The organism is Brevibacterium sp. 1718, assembly GCF_051131255.1.
GTDB classification, from domain to species: Bacteria; Actinomycetota; Actinomycetes; order Actinomycetales; family Brevibacteriaceae; genus Brevibacterium; species Brevibacterium sediminis.
Genome location: NZ_CP186550.1, coordinates 1659886 through 1678061, shown reverse-complemented (window position 1 = coordinate 1678061; position 18176 = coordinate 1659886). Strand labels below are relative to the sequence as shown.

At 65.7% G+C, this 18176-nt stretch carries 14 protein-coding genes; 5 read left to right on the top strand and 9 right to left on the bottom strand.

Translation table 11 applies throughout. From position 1 onward, the window contains the following. Nucleotides 1–57: 57 nt before the first annotated feature. From ACOZ9V_RS07380 to ACOZ9V_RS07370, 3 genes are all read left to right on the top strand, one after another. Nucleotides 58–1089 carry an SGNH/GDSL hydrolase family protein gene (locus ACOZ9V_RS07380; protein WP_434594847.1) on the top strand — a complete coding sequence of 344 codons (1032 nt, stop codon included), beginning with the start codon at nt 58–60 and terminating at the stop codon, nt 1087–1089. Beyond that, complete coding sequence (locus tag ACOZ9V_RS07375) at nt 1086–1823, top strand: Maf family protein (protein WP_434594844.1); 738 nt, start codon at nt 1086–1088, stop codon at nt 1821–1823. The genes ACOZ9V_RS07380 and ACOZ9V_RS07375 overlap by 4 nt, the downstream gene beginning before the upstream one ends. A 123-nt stretch (nt 1824–1946) precedes the next feature. Continuing rightward, on the top strand, nt 1947–3758 hold the full coding sequence (locus tag ACOZ9V_RS07370) for an acetyl/propionyl/methylcrotonyl-CoA carboxylase subunit alpha (RefSeq protein WP_434594841.1): 1812 nt from the start codon (nt 1947–1949) through the stop codon (nt 3756–3758). 73 nt (nt 3759–3831) lie between these two features. Here the strand turns inward: ACOZ9V_RS07370 and ACOZ9V_RS07365 are convergent, their stop codons facing one another. From ACOZ9V_RS07365 to ACOZ9V_RS07350, 4 genes are all read right to left on the bottom strand, one after another. Then, the gene (locus ACOZ9V_RS07365) at nt 3832–5109 is read right to left on the bottom strand and encodes an RNA polymerase sigma factor (protein WP_434594839.1); all 1278 of its coding nucleotides are present in this window, start codon (nt 5107–5109) and stop codon (nt 3832–3834) included. Next, nucleotides 5109–5450 (bottom strand): YciI family protein, encoded by a 342-nt coding sequence (locus ACOZ9V_RS07360; RefSeq protein ID WP_139466797.1) that lies wholly within the window; start codon nt 5448–5450, stop codon nt 5109–5111. Before ACOZ9V_RS07360 ends, ACOZ9V_RS07365 begins: the two co-directional genes overlap by 1 nt. A 121-nt stretch (nt 5451–5571) precedes the next feature. Further along, nucleotides 5572–6996: an NAD(P)H-quinone dehydrogenase gene (locus ACOZ9V_RS07355; RefSeq protein ID WP_139466795.1), complete on the bottom strand. Its 1425-nt coding sequence runs from the start codon at nt 6994–6996 to the stop codon at nt 5572–5574. Between the two features lie 126 nt (nt 6997–7122). Next, complete coding sequence (locus ACOZ9V_RS07350) at nt 7123–7674, bottom strand: gamma carbonic anhydrase family protein (RefSeq protein WP_139466793.1); 552 nt, start codon at nt 7672–7674, stop codon at nt 7123–7125. Nucleotides 7675–7957: 283 nt separating this feature from the next. Between ACOZ9V_RS07350 and ACOZ9V_RS07345 the strand changes: the two genes are divergently transcribed. Further along, nucleotides 7958–8206 carry a WhiB family transcriptional regulator gene (locus tag ACOZ9V_RS07345; RefSeq protein WP_009374875.1) on the top strand — a complete coding sequence of 83 codons (249 nt, stop codon included), beginning with the start codon at nt 7958–7960 and terminating at the stop codon, nt 8204–8206. A 213-nt stretch (nt 8207–8419) separates the two neighbouring features. Here the strand turns inward: ACOZ9V_RS07345 and ACOZ9V_RS07340 are convergent, their stop codons facing one another. Together ACOZ9V_RS07340 and ACOZ9V_RS07335 are read right to left on the bottom strand one after the other, a co-directional pair. After that, nucleotides 8420–9937, bottom strand: coding sequence for a sensor histidine kinase (locus tag ACOZ9V_RS07340; RefSeq protein ID WP_248283827.1), 1518 nt, complete (start codon nt 9935–9937; stop codon nt 8420–8422). A gap of 252 nt (nt 9938–10189) precedes the next feature. Next, nucleotides 10190–15070, bottom strand: a complete 4881-nt coding sequence (locus ACOZ9V_RS07335) for an NAD-glutamate dehydrogenase (RefSeq protein WP_434594832.1) — start codon at nt 15068–15070, stop codon at nt 10190–10192. Between the two features lie 141 nt (nt 15071–15211). Here ACOZ9V_RS07335 and ACOZ9V_RS07330 point away from each other — a divergent pair, with 141 nt between their 5' ends. Beyond that, entirely contained in the window at nt 15212–15676 is a 465-nt protein-coding gene (locus ACOZ9V_RS07330) for a DUF2505 domain-containing protein (protein ID WP_139466790.1), read from the top strand. Nucleotides 15677–15695: 19 nt separating this feature from the next. Here the strand turns inward: ACOZ9V_RS07330 and ACOZ9V_RS07325 are convergent, their stop codons facing one another. From ACOZ9V_RS07325 to ACOZ9V_RS07315, 3 genes are read right to left on the bottom strand one after another with little or no spacing between them, the layout of a single operon-like run. After that, on the bottom strand, nt 15696–16172 hold the full coding sequence (locus ACOZ9V_RS07325) for a DUF6912 family protein (RefSeq protein ID WP_139466789.1): 477 nt from the start codon (nt 16170–16172) through the stop codon (nt 15696–15698). A gap of 10 nt (nt 16173–16182) precedes the next feature. Further along, nucleotides 16183–17460: an AAA family ATPase gene (locus tag ACOZ9V_RS07320; protein ID WP_434594828.1), complete on the bottom strand. Its 1278-nt coding sequence runs from the start codon at nt 17458–17460 to the stop codon at nt 16183–16185. Then, on the bottom strand, nt 17460–18107 hold the full coding sequence (locus tag ACOZ9V_RS07315; protein ID WP_434594825.1) for a flagella basal body P-ring formation protein FlgA: 648 nt from the start codon (nt 18105–18107) through the stop codon (nt 17460–17462). Before ACOZ9V_RS07315 ends, ACOZ9V_RS07320 begins: the two co-directional genes overlap by 1 nt. Nucleotides 18108–18176 lie beyond the last annotated feature (69 nt).

Sequence of the window (18176 nt, the reverse complement as noted above, 5' to 3'; positions counted from 1 at the left end):
CAATAGTTGTTGATGCAGTGACAAAGGTGCAATGATGACGCCGGAGGAGGGAAATCAGTGGGAAGACGCTTGATCTACACGCTGGCGACCATGGGGGCGACCGTCGTCGGCGCCGGCGCCTCGGCGGCGGGACTGCTCCGCCACCAGGCCGGATCGCTGCGCCGTTCCTTCGACGACGACAAGAACCGTCGCTTCTCCACCTTCACCGAGGCGATCGCCGCCCCACGTGACAACGACGATGACGACTCCGCCGCTCTTGCCATCATCGGCGACTCCTGGCTGTGCGGGGTCGACGTCGACCCGGAGCAGGCGCCCCCGACCCTCATCGGGAGGGGCCTGGCGCGGATGCTCGGCACCACCGTCCGGGTCCAGACAACCGCACGCCCCTCGGCACTGTCGGATGATCTGCACCGACAGGTCGACGAAGTCCTGCGCTCGCCGTGGCTCTCCCGCCAGCTCTCGGACCGCTGGACCGACGACCGCCGGTTCGCGATCATCTCGATCGGCACCGGCGACATCATCCACCCGATCCAGGCGACCATCGGCGTACCCGTGCTCAACCAGGCCATCAACCGGCTCCAACGCGAGGGCCGCTACACCGTGTTCGTTCTCGTCTGCCCCAATCTCGGCGGTCTGCCGGGGCTGCGCGATCCGCTCAAGACGTCGCTGCGCCGAACCTCGCGGGTCCTCGCCGGCTCTCAATGGCTGGCCGCCCTGGCCGCGCGTGCGGTTCCGCTGCGGTCGACGGGATCGCTGAGCGGAACGACACGCCGGTCTCTGCTCAACGACTCGGGCCGATTCCCCAGCGAACTCGGCTATGCGCAGCTGTCCTCGACGCTGCTGGCCGCAATCGCCGAACGCATCGATGCACCGGTCGTCGTCGACCGCAGCCTCGACATCCCCGAGAAGGGCGAAACCGCCCGCCGACACGAACTGGTCCCCGGCGCCGAGGCGCAGTCTGCTGCTCAGAACGATTCGGATGTCGCCGCGCAGACCGGTGCCGAGGCGCAGCCAGATGCCGAAGATCCAGCAGTGAAAGAAGACGCCAGCCCCGAACCGGTCCCGAATCGTTCGGAAGCAGCCTCGTGATCCCCGTCGTCCTCGCCTCCCAGTCTCCTTCACGTCGCCAGATCCTCCGGGACGGCGGGATCGAACCGGTCATCATCGTCTCCGAGGTCGACGAACGTGCCATCGAGGACGATTTCACCGGCTCCGTCGGCGAACTCACCACAGCGTTGTCTGAGGCGAAGGCGCGTGCGGTCATCGACCGGATCATCGCGTCCGCTCCCCCGACACTTGACGGCGCGGACACCGTGGTCGTCATCGCCGGGGATTCCCTGCTCGAATTCGACGGACAGGCCATCGGCAAACCGGGAACGGCCGATCGCACTCGCAACGTGTGGTCGGCGATCGCCGGTCAGTGGACACAGCTGCATTCGGGCCATACGGTCGCAGTGCTCACGCGGGCGCAGCAGTCGAACGGCGCAGTCGGGCGAGCGGGAGACGATGTCCGCAGTGACGGCCCCGACAGTGCTGATCGAACCGGCTCGGCGCCCTTCGAACTCGGCGCTCTGCGCTCGCAGGGGTCGGCCACCTCGGTGCTCATCGGCTCACCCAGCACGGAGGAGCTCGAGGCGTACATCGCCACCGAAGAGCCCTTCCACGTGGCCGGGGCGCTGACGATCGACGGCTATGGTGGGGCCTTCGTCGACCGGCTCGACGGCGACCACCTCACCGTGCTCGGCCTCAGCCTGCCCGTCGTGCGCGAATTGGTCACCGACATGGGGCTGTTCTGGCCCGATCTGTGGACTCTCAAGCGGTAGACTCGACCCTGGTCCGGTAACACGCCCGAGGACATTGAAGTTCTCGTCCCAGTTTTTTATCGCTGTCCTACAAACCCTTGGTGCTGTTCTCTAAATTGTTCTGTGATCGTACAAAGGAGCACCATGACCACAGTCCTCTCCGACTCCACGGCCTCGGTACTGAGCACCACTGTTCCGACCGGGGCCGTCCGCCGAGTCCTCATCGCCAACCGCGGTGAGATCGCTCTGCGCATCATCCGGGCCGCCCACGACCTCGGTATCAAGGCCGTCGCCGTGTACACTCGCGCCGATTCCGATGCCGACTTCGTCGAACTCGCCGACGACGCGTGGCTGCTGGACGGTTCCGGAGCCGGGGAGACGTATCTCGACATCGAGAAGATCCTCGCCTTGGCAAAGCGCTCCGGCGCCGATGCCGTCCACCCCGGCTACGGCTACATGGCCGAGAACGCGCAGTTCGCGCAGGCCGTCATCGATGCCGGGCTGATCTGGGTCGGTCCTCCCCCGGCGGCGATCGAGCTCCTCGGTGACAAGTCCGGAGCCCGTGCCGTCGCCGAAGCCGTCGACGCTCCGGTTGCGCCCGGTTCCGACGGTGCCGTGGCCAATCTGACAGAAGCCGCCGAGGTGGCCGACCGGATCGGGTTCCCCGTCGTCGTCAAGGCCGTCCACGGCGGAGGCGGGCGTGGCTTCCGCGCCTGCGCCGCTGCCGAAGACCTCGAAGCCGCCTATACTGCAGCGACCCGCGAGGCACAGAGTGCCTTCGGGCGCGGTGAGTGCCTCATCGAGAAGCAGATCGTGCGCCCCCGTCACCTCGAGACCCAGTGCCTGGCCGATGCCCACGGCAACGTGCGGATCGTGTCCACGCGTGACTGCACTCTGCAGCGCCGCAACCAGAAGATCATCGAGGAAGCACCCGCTCCGTTCCTCACCGCCGAACAGGAGCGCATCGTCTCCGAAGCCTCGTCTCGCCTGCTCGCCCACGTCGGCTACGTCGGCGCCGCGACGTGTGAGTTCCTCCTCGGCGAGGACGGCACGATCATCTTCATGGAAGCCAACGCGCGCATCCAGGTCGAGCACACCGTCACCGAGGAGGTCACCGGGGTCGACCTCGTCGGTTGGCAGGTGCGCATCGCTTCGGGCAAGGCGCTGCCCGACGAATTCCCCGCCGTGCGCGGACACTCCTTCCAATTCCGCATCAACGCCGAAGACCCCACGACGTTCTTCCCCGCCACCGGCGCAGTGAAGAACCACCGTGCACCTTCGGGTCCCGGAGTGCGTCTGGATTCCGGCATCGGCGAAGGCAGCGTCGTCGGCACGGACTTCGACCCGATGCTGGCCAAGCTCGTCGTCACCGGCGCCACCCGTGACGAGGCCCTGGCACGAGCACGCCGGGCCCTGTCCGAATACCGCATCGAGGGCGTCTCGACGCTGCTGCCGCTGCATCGGGTGCTCGTGAACGAACAGGCCTTCGCGACCGATTTCAAGGTCTGGACCAACTGGCTCGAAACCGCTTTCGTCAATCCGCTTGTCGATCCACAGCTAGGAGAACAGATGAGTACTGCAACCGACAGCTTCAGCGTTGTGGTCGAGGTCGATGGCCGCCGCATGACCGTTTCGGTCCCCAAGGACGTCATCTCGGACCTCGGTCATGTTCCCAGCCCCAGCGTGCCGCGGCGCAAGCGCGGGCTGAGCAGCCGCAAGGGTGCGAAGATCGCCGACGACTCGAATGCGCTCAACGCTCCCATGCAGGGCACCATCGTCTCCGTCTCCGTCAACCCCGGTGACACCGTCGAAGCCGGTGACACCCTCGCCGTCATCGAGGCCATGAAGATGGAACAGCCGCTCAAGGCCGGCCACTCCGGCACCGTCTCCGAGGTGCTCGTCGGCGCAGGCGCCTCGGTGAAGTCCGGTGAGGCGATCATCCGCTTCGCCGCCTGAGCCGCTCCCGCTCCTGCCTCCGTTCGCTCCGGCCTGAGGTCAGGAGTCACGAACACAGAAGTCCCTGCCCGGATCACCGTCGAAGATCGGTGATCCGGGCAGTGATGTATTCGGATTCGGCATCGTTGCCGGGACATTCCAGACCCGCGGCATAGGCGTCCTCGGCCTCCGCCGTACGACCGAGTTCGTCGAGGGTGATCGCCCGTGCGATGTGGAAGGGCCGGTAACGCAGCAGCTGCGGATCGTGGGCCAGTTCATCGAGTGCGCTCATGGCCGCTTCTGGACCCGAGACCTGCCCGAGGGCGATCGCGGTGTTGAGAGCGACGACCGGCGACGGATCGAGGCCGGACAGCATCCGATAGAGCACGAGGATCTGCTTCCAATCCGTGTCGGCGAATCGCGCGGCGTCGGCGTGAAGGGCGGCGATCGCCGCCTGGATGGTGAATGCCCCGGCTCCCGGTTCGCCGGCGGCCACGTCGACGAGTCCGGTCCCTTCGGCGATGAGGCGTGAGTCCCACAGGCTGCGGTCCTGCTCGGCCAGCGGCACCGGCCGGCCATCCGGCGTCACACGGGCGGTCTCACGTGCCCGTGTGAGCAGAAGCAGAGCCAGCAGGCCACGGGCTTCGGTCTGCTCGGGCAGGTATCCGACGAGCAGTCGGGTCAGCCGGATGGCTTCGTGCTGCAGATCGACTCGAGTATGTTCGGGTCCTGCAGTGGCGTTGATGCCCTGAGTGAAGATGAGATAGAGGACGCGCACCACTCCGGGCAGCCGGTTGCCGAGTTCATCGGGCGCTGGGCGGCCGAAGGGAATCCCGGTCTTGAGGATCCGCTGTTTGGCACGGACGATCCGCTGTTGCATCGTCGCGGTCTCGATGAGGAACCCGGCGGCCACCTCGGCGGTGGTCAGCCCCGAGAGGAAGCGCAGGATGAGCACGATGCGTTCGTCCTCGCGCAGGGTCGGGTGGGAGCAGGTGAAGAACAAGCCGAGGCGCTCGTCGGGCAGATCCGCGGCATCCATCTCCTCGCCGAGGCGCTCCGCGTGATCGTCGTGGTCACCTGGTCGCAGCTCGTCCTCGATGCGCAGGCGGGCGAGATGCCGGGTGCGCGCCTCATCGGAGCGGATGAGATCGATGGCGCGGTTCTTCGCCGTGGCCATCAGCCACGCCTGAGGGCGTTCGGGCACTCCCCTGCCCGACCACGTCTCGACCGCGCGCAGCACGGCATCGTGGAGGGCCTCCTCGGCGAGGTCGAAGTCACGGAACCGGGTGACCAGCGCCGCGAGCAGCCGCCCGTAGTCCTCCTCGCCGATGGCGCTGAGGACGCGGGCGGCCGCATCGGGGTCGGGGTCCATCAGTAGTCGGCCACCGGACGGATCTCGATGTGTCCGGCCTTGGCCGCGGGGCTCTTCTTCGCCCAGGCGATCGCCTCGTCGATATCGGCGACGTCGATGACGTAGCTGCCGCCGACGAACTCGTTCGATTCGGCGAACGGGCCCGAGGTGACAAGCGATTCGCCTCCGGATCCGCTCACCCGGACCCCGAGGTCGGGTCCTTCGAGGGCGAAGCCGCCGACGACGATCCCCGCCTCGCTGATCTCCTTGTCGAATGCCATGAATTCTTCAGGGTCCGCTCCGCCGTCCTCACCGCAGTCAGGATCCTGTGTGCGTCCCATGAGCAGAAGTGCGTATTTCATGTCGTTCTCCTTCGTCGTTCCTCATGTCATGCCGGGCGGCCTGACACCATGATGACGGTCGAGGAGCGACCGGATCGACAGCTGTGGAGAAAAACTTTCCTGCGATCGTCGGATCGACGATTCAGAGGTGACGGTGGAGCTTCCGTGCCGCTTCGGTCAGCGAACCGCTCACCGAGGGGTAGACGACGAAGGAGGCGGAGAGCTGATCGACGGTCAGCCGGTTCTCCACTGCCATGGTGATCGGCAGAATGAGCTCACTGGCTCGGGGACCGACGACGACTCCGCCGAGGATGGAGCCGGATCCGCGCCGAGCGAAGATCTTGACGAAGCCGTCCTCGATGCCGAGCATCTTGGCGCGCGGGTTCGTGTCCAGCGGCAGCATCACGGTGTCGATGTCCGTCGGGTTCTCGCGGTAGTTCTGCTGAGTGAAGCCGACGGTGGCGATCTCGGGTGCGGTGAACACGTTCGATGCTACATTGCGCAATTTGAGAGGCTGCACGGCGTCGCCGAGCGCGTGGTTCATGGCGATCCGCCCCTGCATCGCGGCCACCGAGGCCAGCGGCAGCACACCGGTGCAGTCACCGGCCGCGTAGATTCCGGCCCGCGAGGTCCGCGAAACGCCGTCGACGACGATGTGTCCGGATTCGCTGACCCGGACACCGGCCTTCTCCAGGCCGAGACCTTCGGTGTTCGGAATCGAACCGACGGCCATGAGGCAGTGGGATCCTTCGACACGGCGACCATCGGCGAGCACGACTTCGACTCCGTCGTCGGTGCGAGTCACCGAGGCGGCGCGGGAGCGGGAGAGGACATTCATGCCCTTGTTGCGGAAGACGAATTCGAGCACATCGGCTGCGTCCTCGTCCTGGCCGGGCAGGACCTTCTCACGCGAGGACACGAGGGTCACCTCGGTGCCCAGTGCCCGATAAGCCGAAGCGAACTCGGCACCGGTGACACCGGAACCGACGACGATGAGGTGCTCGGGCAGTTCGTCGAGGTCGTACAGCTGAGTCCAGGTGAGGATGCGCTCACCGTCAGGCTGCGCAGTGGGCAGCTCACGCGGGTGGGCGCCGACCGAGAGCAGGATCGTCGAGGCCTCGAGGGTGTACTCGGTGCCGCCGGATTCGACGACATGGACCTGGTCGCGACCGGCCAGAGTCGCCTTGCCCTGGATGGCTTTGACACCGGCCCGAATGAGGCCCTCGTAGATGTCGTTGGCCTGAGCGTCGGCGAGGGAGAGGATGCGCTTGTTGACCGCTTCGAGGTCGGCGGTGACTCGGCGCGCAACGGCCTCGGTGTCCTCGGAGTTCTCGATCCGGATTCCGAGCCCGTCGGAGCGCTCGATCTCGTCCATCATCTCGGCGGTGGCGATGAGCGACTTCGACGGCACGACGTCGGTGAGCACGGCGGAACCACCGCACCGATTCTGCTCGATGAGCATGACATCGGCACCGAGCTGAGCCGCGACGAGCGCGGCTTCGTAGCCGCCGGGGCCGCCGCCGATGATGACGACGCGATCTGCAGTGGAATCAAATTCAGTGTTCACATACTGATTGTCTCAAATCGCCACGATGCTGGCGAACGGCCCCCTGGGGATCGACCGAATGGTTCCTTTGGGATCTGGTGGAGATCGGGCCTGGGCCGGTCCGCAATCGGTCCGGTTACGGTCCGATCAGTTCGGGTCGACCACCTCGGCGGTGTCCTTGTGCAGGGTCGACAGACGCACATAGGACTGGGCGTTCTGCCGGACCTTCTCCACTCCTTCATCGGTCATCTCCCGGCGCACCTTCGCGGGCACACCGGCGACGAGCGACCGTGCGGGGATCTGCGTGCCTTCGAGGACGACGGCGCCCGCGGCGACGAGGGACTCGCTGCCGATATGGGCGTCGTTGAGCACTGTGGAGTGCATTCCGATGAGCACATCGTCATCGACCACGGCACCGTGGACGAGCGCTTGGTGGCCGATGGAGACGCGGGCGCCGATGACGACGGGTTTGCCGGCGTCGGTGTGCATGACGGTGTTGTCCTGTACGTTCGAGTCCTCACCGATCGTGATCGGGGCGGCTTCGGCGCGCAGAACACAGCCGTAGAAGACGCTGGCGCCCTTCTTCACGTGCACGTCGCCGACGAGAGTGGCACCGGCTGCGACGAACGCCTCCGGATCGATCTGAGGTGTGTGTCCGCCGACGGAGACGATGCGTGGGCTGGCGAGATCGTTGGTCATGAGTCCTCCATTGGTTCACGTGATGTCTATGTGCATTCACCTGCTGTCTGCATGTGCCTGACAGTCTAGGCGGAGACGCTCAGACAGGCCCGAAAAGACGAATCGCGGACCGATTTGCGCGATCGCCCTCATAGCAGGACAATGGGGAAAATTCTTGTCAGAAATTTCACACTGCCGGACCCTTGTGCGCCCAATTGCGTTATGTGAACCTTGACTGTGAGAGTTGCACGCCCGGAATTCGGGCGTAGCCAACCGCGTTCACTGAATTCGTCGAAAGGTCACCATGGATTGGCGACACCGTGCAGCATGCCTCAATGAGGATCCGGAGCTCTTCTTCCCGATCGGCAACACCGGACCCGCGCTGCTCCAGATTGAGGAAGCAAAGACTGTCTGTCGCCGTTGTGAAGTCGCAGAGACCTGCCTGCAGTGGGCCCTCGAATCCGGTCAGGATGCCGGAGTCTGGGGCGGTCTGAGCGAGGACGAGCGCCGCGCGCTCAAGCGTCGTGCCGCTCGCGCCCGCCGCGCCGGCTGAGTCGCCGGCCATTGAGAAGGCGGTTCCCCCGGACTGCCGAAGCCATAACTGAATCACCAGCCACACCTGCACCGAAGACTGAGTCCCTTGTCCCGACGGCGAAAGATCGCCGTCGGAACAAGGGACTCAGTCGTGTGCGCGCACGAGCGTCCGGCCGAATGTCGACCGACACCGGAGCGTGGCAGCTCTGCGGGTCGGTCCGACGGGCCTCGCTCAGTCGTAGGAGTCCGGGCGCAGCGGAACGTCGAGGACGGCAACTGTTCCGCCGCCTTCGCGCGCCTGCCATTGGATCGAACCTGCCAGGTCGGCCGAGACCAGCGTGCGCACAATCTGCGTGCCCAGACCATTGCCCGGATTCTGCGTCTCTCCCAACCCGATGCCGTCATCGGCGATCGTCACGCTCAGGTGATCGCCGTTGCGTTCCGGGGTCACCCACACATGGCCGTTGAGCGTCTCCCCCGGTTCCAGATTCTCGAGGTTCTCGGTGGGGAATCCGTGTTCGATCGCGTTCGTGATCAGCTCCGTGATGGCCAGGGCCAGAGAGGTGGCATCGGCGGAGGAGATGGTTCCGAAGCTTCCGCACCGTTTGAGTTCGATATGCACCAGCGGGCTGGTCAGCTCGGGAGTCAGACGCAGTCCCTTGTCGACGACTTCGTCGAAGTCCACTTCGGATTCGACGCCTTGACTGAGCACATCGTGGACCACGGCTATGATCGAGACCCGGCGCATCGCCTCGGTCAGCGCCCCCTTGGCCTCGGGGCTGTCGATGCGGCGGGTCTGCAGCCGCAGCAGGGCGGACACGGTCTGCAGATTGTTCTTCACCCTGTGGTGCATCTCCTTGATCATCGCGTCGCGGGAGAGCAGCTCGCGTTTGCGGCGACGGATCTCTGAGACGTCACGGGCGAGGACGATCGCACCGACCCGCTCACCCTCGTCCGTCAGCGGAATCGCGCGCAGGGACACACTCGTTCGCCCGACTTCGAGTTCGGTCCGCCACGGGGCACGCCCGGTGAGCACCAGTGGGAGGGTCTCATCGACCTGACGCAGCTCTGCACTGAGGTTCGAGACCACCTCGGAGAGATAGCTGCCTTCGATCTCTCCTCCGTAGCCGAGCCGGTGCATGAGCGATACGGCGTTCGGGGAGGCATACTGCACATGCGAATCGCGGTCGAGGATGAAGATGCCGTCGCCGACTCGCGGTTCGCCGTGCCGGGCCCCGGACGGGGCATCGCGATCGGGGAACGTTCCCTGCACGACCATCCGCATCAGAGCCATCGCCGTTTCCCGGTAGTACTTCTCCAGGCGAGACGAACCTCTGCGTCGGACCTCCTCCGAATACCGGACGACGAGCGCGATGGCCTCGCCGCTGCGGATGATCGGCACCGCCTCGGCGAGGATGTCGACGTCAGAGGATCCGGCGCTGATTCCCATCTCTCGGGCCGCGGCAACGTGGGAGACAGAGCTGCGGGTGCTGCTGGCCCGGTCAAGCAGCTCTTTCTCCAGACCGGTCGCACGCGCTCCGATCAGATCCCGGTTGAACAATGTCGCCCCGGTCGTCGATCGGGCATGAGCCAGGACCGTGTAGGCACCGTTGGGCGACGGCACCCACAGCACGAGATCGGCGAAGGAGAGATCGGCCAACAGCTGCCAGTCGCCGACGAGCAGATGGATGTGTTCGACGTCTGACTCATCCGTGATGCCCTCGGCCGCCAGCAGTTCGTTGAGCACCATACGTTCCTCCAAGGTGAGATCAGCAGACCCGCGTTGCGCGGATCTGCTGAGATGTCGATGTTCAGACGCTACCACTTAATCGGTCGGTGTTCGGACCCACCGAGGCGACTGTGTCCGCACGATCCCAACTGACCTGCCGATCGTGGTCGCCCTGCCGGTCACCGCTGTCGAACCGATCAGGAGTGTCCGGCCGGTCGCGGACGCACTGCCGATCGCGGCCGACCATGGTGTCGACCGCGACCGCAATCGGCCTCAGCCGTTGTGTTCGCTCTCCCAGGCCGAGGAGCGGACCATCGACCGCAGTGAGCGCAGCAGCACAGACAGCGGCGCCTGGGTGACGGAATCGAGACCGAGGATCGTCTCCGTCGTCTCCAGCACCCGCCCCACGACAGTCTCGTTGCGTTCGAGCCATTCGGCCAGGCGCTGCTTCGCCCGTTCGTCCGGGGTTCCGGAGATCGGCGAATCCGTGGCGGCCAGAACCGTGCCGGTCACCGACAGGATCGCGGCGTAGTAGTCGTCACGCATGGATCCGCGGGCCAGCGCAGACCACCGGTCGCTGCGATCGAGCTCTCCGATGAGGGTGAGGATCTGCGAACCGGAGAAGCGTTCGTTCACGGCGTAGTAGACCTCTGCGACATCCTCGGCGGATTCGTTCGCCCGAGCTGCCAGCTGGGTGATGTCGAGCAGCACGAACTCGTCGAGCAGGGCGGCGGAGCGCCACGCGAGTTCGCTCGGCACGCCTTCGTCGATGTAGCTCTGCGCCTTCGCCTGCATGGTCTCGGCATCGTAGCCGTCGACGAGGTCCGGGACCCGGGAGCGCAGTGCTTCGACGACCTTGCCGTACATCTCGATGCCGGAATCGACGTCGAGGCTGTCCGGCGCCTGCTGCACGAGCCAGCGCGAGGAACGATCGAGGACACGCACATAGTCGTGCTGGAGTTTCACCTGCACCTCGGTCGGCACCTGGTTGTCGAGTGCGCACACTGCGTCGAAGAAGTCATCGAGTCCGAAGATCTCCGAGACCACGACGAACACGCGTGCGATCTGCGGCACCGACGCCGGCGTCTCTTCCAACATCCGGTAGATGTAGGTCAGTCCGCCGCGGTCGACGAGCCGGTTGACGAGCTTCGCCGTCGCGATCTCCCGGTGCAGCGGGTGTACGGGGATGAGTTCGCCGTATTTCTCCTGCAGAGCATCCGGGAAGTAGGACACGAGTTCGCGCCGCATCCACGTCTCATCCGGCACGGTGCTGGCAAGGACCTCATCGGCGGCGTGCATCTTCACATAGGCCAGCAGCACGGCCAGTTCAGGCGACACGTAGTAGCTGAACTCGCGTTTGGCGAGCTCATCGGCGTTGGGCAGGAATTCGACCGCCCGGTCGAGATCGGCGTTCTTCTCCAGATAGCCCAGCAGCCGGCCATAGGTGCCCGACATCGATTCGGTCTGGGCCCGAGCCTCGCCGAGGACGACGTTCTGCGAGTAGTTGTTCGCCAGCACCCGGTCGGCGACCTGGTCTGTGAACGAGTGCAGGACCGCCTCCCGTTCTTCCGCGGCGAAGGCTCCCTTGTGCAAGAGCGTACGCAGGAGCAGCTTGATGTTGACCTCGTGGTCGGAGCTGTCGACGCCGGCCGAGTTGTCGACGGCGTCGGTGTTGACCTCGACGCCGCCCAGGGCGGCCTCGACACGTCCCAGCTGTGTCACACCGAGATTGCCGCCCTCGCCGATCACCCGCGCCCGCACATCGGCGCCGTCGATGCGGATGGCATCGTTGGACTTATCGCCGACGTCGGCGTGGCTCTCGCTCGAGGCCTTGATATAGGTGCCGATACCGCCGTTGTAGACGAGGTCGACCGGTGCCTTGAGGATCTCCGACATGAGGTCGGCGGGGCTGCGCTTTCCGGGTTCGACTCCGAGCACCGAGGCGGCTTCGGGGCTGAGGTCGATCGACTTCGCCGACCGGGAGAAGACTCCGCCTCCTGAGGAGATGAGGTCCCTGTCGTAGTCCTGCCAGCTCGAACGCGGCAGGTCGAAGAGGCGTTGGCGTTCGACGAAGCTGCGGGCGGCGTCGGGGTTCGGATCGAGGAAGATGTCCCGGTGGTCGAATGCCGCGACGAGGCGGATGTGCTCGCTGCGCAGCATGCCGTTGCCGAAGACGTCACCGCTCATATCGCCGATGCCCACGACGGTGAAGTCCTCGGCGGCGGTGTTGAGTCCGAGTTCGCGGAAGTGGCGTTCGACGGATTTCCACGCGCCCCGGGAGGTGATGGCCATCGCCTTGTGGTCGTAGCCGACCGATCCGCCCGATGCGAAGGCGTCGCCGAGCCAGAATCCGCGGCGTTCGGCGATCGCGTTGGCCACATCGGAGAACCGTGCCGTGCCCTTGTCGGCGGCGACGACGAGATAGTAGTCGTCTCCATCGTGGCGGACGACACGGTCGGGGTGGACGACGACGCTGGAGTCGTCGCTGCCGTAGGTGAGGTTGTCCGCAACCTCGAGCATGCTTTCGATGAACACCTCGTAGGCGACCTGACCGGCGGCCATCCACGCGTCCCGATCGCTCATCGGCGGCAGCTGCTTGGGGAAGAAGCCGCCCTTCGCCCCGGTGGGCACGATGAGCGCGTTCTTGACCATCTGGGCCTTGACGAGACCGAGGACCTCGGTGCGGAAGTCATCGCGACGATCCGACCACCGTAGCCCTCCGCGGGCGACGGTGCCGAAACGCAGGTGCACGCCCTCGACCTGCGGGGAATACACCCACATCTCCAGAGCCGGCTTCGGCTTCGGCACGAAGCTGAGCTCGTCGGGCCGGATCTTGAGCACCAGGGCGGTGGGCAGAGCACCGGATTCGTCGATGTAGTAGTTCGTGCGCAGGGTCGCCCGCAGCAGTTCCAGCGAGGAGCGCAGCACACGGTCGGCGTCGAGGCTGGCCACTTCGCTGAGGGCGGCTTCGATCGCGTCGTCGATCTCGGTCATCGTCGCTTCGCGTCCGGCGTCGTCGACGTCGGGATCGAACTTGGCGGAGAAGTAGTCGACGAGCAGCTTCGAGATCTGCGGGTTGTCGCTGTAGACCTCACCGACATAGGCGTCGGAATAGGTGAATCCCGCCTGGCGCAGGTACTTGCCCAGTGCGCGGATGATCGTCACATGCTGCCAGGAGAGTCCGGCGACGACGAGGCGGTCGAAGACCCCAGCTTCCTTCTTGCCGTCCCAGCCGGCCATGAAGGCCTCGGCGATGCGGTCGTAGTCGTCATCGGCCAGCTCTTCGGAGAAGCTGAGTCCGAAGTCGTAGATGTAACGATGGGAACCGTCGGCGAGGTCGAGTTCGTGGGGTCGTTCGTCGACGACGTCGGCGCCGAAGGCCGTGAGGAAGGGCAGGACCTCGGACAGGCTGACCCGGTCACGACGATAGAGGACGAGGCGCACAGAGGCATCGGTGTTCTGTTCGGGACGGTAGAGGCGCACCGCCGGACCGTGACCGGCGTCGAGGGCTTCGAACCGACCGACATCGGCGACCGCCTCGGCGGGGGTGTGGTGCTCGCCGTAGCTGGGAGGGAACGCCTTCGACCACAGGTCGGCCCGGGCATGCGAGGCGCCGGAATCGCCGGTCTCGGCGGGGACGAGGAACGCGTGGACGTCTTCGGACCAGGAGCGAACGGCCCCGACGATGCGTGCCTCGACCTCGTCGGCGCCGATCTGCGGCAGTTCGCAGTCACGGGCGACGCGGGCCACGAAGTGGATGCGGGCCAGCGCGGATTCACTCAGCAGCACATCGAAGTCGACGCTGTCGGCGTTGTAGAACTTGCGCAGCACTTCCTGCACGCGCACTCGAGCGTCGGTGTTGTAGAGGTCGCGCGGGAGGTAGAGGATGACGGAGACGAAGCGCTGGTAGGGGTCGGTGCGGACGAACACGCGGGACTCACGACGCTCCTGCATGTCGACGATCTCCATGACGACGTCATAGATCTCCTCGGTGCCCTCGTGGAGCAGGTCCTCGCGGGGATAGTTCTCAAGGACGCCGAGAAGTTCATTGGCCGAGTGGGATCCGGTGGGGAATCCGCTGGCCGAGAGGATATTCGCGACCTTCCTGTCGATGACCGGGATGTTGAGGACGCTGTCGTTGTAGAACTCGGGTTTGAACACTCCGACGAAGCGCCGCTCGCCGACGATCTCACCGTCGGCATCGAAGGTCTTCACGCCGATGTAGTCCATGAATGAGGATCGGATGACGCGGGAGCGGGAGTTCGCCTTCGTCAGCACCAGCACATGCGGTTCGAGCGCTTTGTCGGCGACCGCCCGGCTGAGCGGTGACTTCACGAGGGGGCGCAGGGCCGAGATGCCCATCGAGGTGTCCTCGATCGGTTCGAGGCTGCTGTGCTCGGCGTCGTGGGTGTAGTCGTATTCGCGGTAGCCGAGGAAGGTGAAGTGTCCGTCGAGCCAGGTGAGCAGGGCGGCGGCGGATTCGGCTTCGGAGGCCAGCTCCGGGCGCGGCGCGTGTGCGCTCAGCTCGGCGGCGATGTCCTTGGCCTTCGCGGCCATCGCCTGGGCATCGCGCGCTGCCGCAGCCACGTAGTCGAGGACCCCGCGCAGCCGCTCTTCGAGTGCATCGAAGTCGCTTTCGGAGATGCGGTCGATCTCGAGGCGGATCCAGGACTGCTGCTGTGGGGCGCCGTCCTCGCTGTCGGCAGGATCCTCGGAGACCGTCGGAATGCTCGCCGTGTCCGCACTGAGTGCGGGGGCTTCTGCCGGGGAGAGGATCTTCTCGTCCGGGCCGTTGCCGGTGACACTGATGATCGGGTGGTGCACGCGGCGGATCGCCCTGCCGTTGGCAGCGAGGTCGCTGACGATCGAGGACACGAGATGGGGCATGTCGGCGAGCACGATGGCGATGACCGTGTGGTTGTCGCTGAATTCCGGCGAGTCGACGTTCGGATTGTAGATCGCGATCGCCGGTCTCTGCCCGTCGTATTCGGTGCCGAGCGCGAAGTGACGGGCCGCCGCGGCCGCGTAGGCCTCGGGATCGGTCGCCCCTGTTTCGAACCGCGGATAGTACGCATCGAGGAAGTTGTCGGGAGCCGATTGCCCCCTCTGCTTTCTCCACTCTTCTGCAACGTTCGAAATTGAGACCTGAGTCACTGTTTCACCTCTATGATCAACGAGCATTCGTCACGCGATTCGACGCCGAATCGTCATTCCCCACACTATGCCCAAATATCGAGAAAGGCACGCCGAGCGGCCTACGGTGAAGTACCGTTCATTCGCTGGCAAACTGGAGCTATGCGATCTCTGACTCTCAATCATGAATATTCGGTTGATCTGTCGACATTCTTGGCCAAACTCGCCGACCCCGGCGTGTGGGAGAAGCTCGGTTCCGAGGCCAGTGCCGAATACATCGACCCCGACACGGAGATGACCGTGCGGACCCCGATGCCCAAGGCTGAGCTTCCATCGGCTCTGGCCTCTCGGCTTCCCGACAACACCGTGCTGGTCGAGGTGTACATGATTCCCGGGGATGTCCTCGGTGATGATGCCGAGATCCGCATGTCCGCACGCGCCGCAGGCGTCCCCGTCGAGATCGATGCGGTCCTCGAACTGCGCGAGGCCGAGTCAGTGACGAAGCTGGCCGCTCATGCCGAGATCAGCTCGTCGATCCCGATGTTCGGCGCAATGATCGAACAGGCTGTGGTCCCGATCCTGGAGAAGCGCCTGAGCGACCGGCTGCGCCGCTTCGAATCCGCCTGATCCCGGGGCCGGCGTCGGTTCAGGCCTGGTCGCCGAGCAGCTGTTCCAGTTCGGAAGAGTCGTACCACAGCAGATCGGAAGCGCCGAGGTGGTCCTCGGCTGCACTGGAGTCCGTGTCCTCGGCCAGCTGCACCGCCTCATCCCAGACGGCGTCCTCGTCGAGGTGGAAGCTCGCAATCCGGACCATGTCGACATCGGCAAGGGTGATGAGCTCGAAGCCTTCGGTCAGCGGCGCGGCCGGGCTGGACTCTGGGGCGTCATAGGCCACGATGACACGCCGCTCGGGAGCCGCCTCGGTGCCGGTCTCGGCTTCAGCAGGAGCGAACACTGCGTTCGCGGCCAGTGCCGCGGCGATGCACATGGCGTCGAATTCAGCGGATTCGAACTCCTCACCGCGCAGACGGCGCCCCTGAGCGTCGGGGGCGACGGCGCGGACGTCGGTCAGCGTCGAACGCAACGCGGTCAGGGTGGTGGGAATGTAGCAGCGAATGGCCATGCCCCTCATCCTAGTCCTGTAGTCCGCTCCCCTGGCTCACCCTGACTTTCTGCGGGCGTCCCCGGCGGCCGGCGCCGCGACGGTCACGGCCTCCGACGGATCTGCGGGAACGGCGGCGACCCGGCAGCAGCTCGTCGATCATCGCCGCGAGGTCCCCGACGAGGACGGACCGGGGATTCTGCTCGTGCAGGGTGTGGCCGGCGAGCATCGCCGCATCGGCCGTGGGCCGGTCATCTCTGAGAATGAAGTCCGGAGTGATCCGGACGAATCGGTCGAGGACTTCACTGATCCGCGTCTCAGCTGGATGGCCGACCGCGCTCGGGCGCACCTTCGTGATCACCAGCCGCATCTTCTCGCGCACCGCCTCGGCCCGTGGTGTGCCGAGGAGTTTGACCAGTCGCTGCAGGCCGATCGGCTCCCCTGCTGCGAGGACGAGCACGATATCGGCGGCCTCGAGCGCGGCACGGGTGGCGCAGTGTCGATCGTAGAAGGGGTCGGCGAGGTCGTCATCGGGATCGATGCGGTCGCTGACGTCGACGATGACGACATCGTAGACCTTGGCCACGCGTTTGAGCACAGACTCGAGGACGGAGGCACGGATCTCCGGCCACCTCTCGGGCCGAGTCAGCCCGGTCACCGCATGGAAGCTCTCACGGATCGATGCATGCGGCACCGCATGCGCGCCGAAGCGCCCGACCGGGTCCGACTGCGACCGGCAGAGGCTGGCCAGATGCGAAGATTCCTCTGTCAGCCCGAGGGTGGACGCGACCATGCCGGAGACCGTGTCAGCGTCGACGACGACGCTGCGCTTGCCCTGACGGGAGGCCTGATCAGCGAGGTTGACGGCAGTGAGAGTGCGTCCGGGCGACGAACCGGTCCCCCAGACCGTGATGACCATTCCCGTTCCTCCGACCGGCCCCGGCGGCGATATCGGGCGCGGCGGGACCACAGTGGAGGCACGGAGGTCGTCGATCGCCGCGGCCATCGTCGTCGCGTCGGCGTCCGTTGCGACGACGGCGCTGATGCCGACTGCTTCGAGGGCGTGCGCGTCGTCGCCGAATCCGAGCACCTTCGCACCGGAGGCCGTGATCGCGGCAACCACCTCCGCGTCGAGGCCGGGAAAGTAGCGGCCGATGATGACGACATCGGCTCCGCCGGTGCGGCAGTGTGCCAGCAGCTCCACCTCGTCGGCGGGGCGGGCGACGATCGTGACGTCGTCGATCTCGCTGAGCAGCTCGAAGAGGATGAGGTCGTATTCGAAGTCGACCGCCAGCAGGACCTGCGTCATCACTGCTCGCTTTCATCGGCAGGAACGGACGGGGCACCGACCACGGAGAGCACACTGCGTCCGTCGAGTGCGGCAAGCACGCCGGGCAGGTCCACCGAGCCGACGAACACTTCGATGCGGGCGCCGTCACCTGCCCCGAAGCTGCCGACGTCTCGATTGATATGAGCGACCGGGGCCGAATCGACGATCTGCTCCGGCGGTGTGCCGTCATCGTCGAGCCCGTTCTGCTCCGGCTGGGCCCAGACGTCGACGAGGCTGCCCGAGTCGACGACGCTCGGGACTGAGCCGGCGATGTCGATGGCTACGACTCGCCCCTCGAGTTCTGACACTGGCGCCACCGCCGAGGCAGCCAGCAGTTCGCCTGCCGCCACGACGCTGCGCACGCTCGTGTTCGTCGGCAGCTCGGAATCGGCAGAGAGATACTTCTTGCCGAGATCGGCGAGATTGACCTCGGCCACTGTGAGGTCGGCCGGTTCGAGGATCTCACCGGGGACGAGTGCGCGTGCGCTCGCCCAGACCCGGGTGGTCGAGTTCGCCGAGGTGACGAGCAGGTAGGTTCCGACGACCGCGAGGACGACGAGCATCGCACCGACGAGGAGGCGCGCATCGGTCCAGCGGGGTCGTCGGATTCTTTTCGAGAGCTCCATTGCATCTCCAGATTCGCAGAAGTTTCGCTGACAGAAACTGCTTCTCAGTGATAATATTGGGCATCAAAT

Bases quoted from the DNA above. Each gene is read 5' to 3' on its own strand.
- ACOZ9V_RS07370 (WP_434594841.1), top strand. From the start codon at position 1,947: ATGACCACAGTCCTCTCCGACTCCACGGCCTCGGTACTGAGCACCACT.
- ACOZ9V_RS07365 (WP_434594839.1), bottom strand. From the start codon at position 5,109: ATGGACCCCGACCCCGATGCGGCCGCCCGCGTCCTCAGCGCCATCGGC.
- ACOZ9V_RS07360 (WP_139466797.1), bottom strand. From the start codon at position 5,450: ATGAAATACGCACTTCTGCTCATGGGACGCACACAGGATCCTGACTGC.
- ACOZ9V_RS07350 (WP_139466793.1), bottom strand. From the start codon at position 7,674: ATGACCAACGATCTCGCCAGCCCACGCATCGTCTCCGTCGGCGGACAC.
- ACOZ9V_RS07345 (WP_009374875.1), top strand. From the start codon at position 7,958: ATGGATTGGCGACACCGTGCAGCATGCCTCAATGAGGATCCGGAGCTC.
- ACOZ9V_RS07340 (WP_248283827.1), bottom strand. From the start codon at position 9,937: ATGGTGCTCAACGAACTGCTGGCGGCCGAGGGCATCACGGATGAGTCA.
- ACOZ9V_RS07330 (WP_139466790.1), top strand. From the start codon at position 15,212: ATGCGATCTCTGACTCTCAATCATGAATATTCGGTTGATCTGTCGACA.
- ACOZ9V_RS07325 (WP_139466789.1), bottom strand. From the start codon at position 16,172: ATGGCCATTCGCTGCTACATTCCCACCACCCTGACCGCGTTGCGTTCG.
- ACOZ9V_RS07320 (WP_434594828.1), bottom strand. From the start codon at position 17,460: ATGACGCAGGTCCTGCTGGCGGTCGACTTCGAATACGACCTCATCCTC.
- ACOZ9V_RS07315 (WP_434594825.1), bottom strand. From the start codon at position 18,107: ATGGAGCTCTCGAAAAGAATCCGACGACCCCGCTGGACCGATGCGCGC.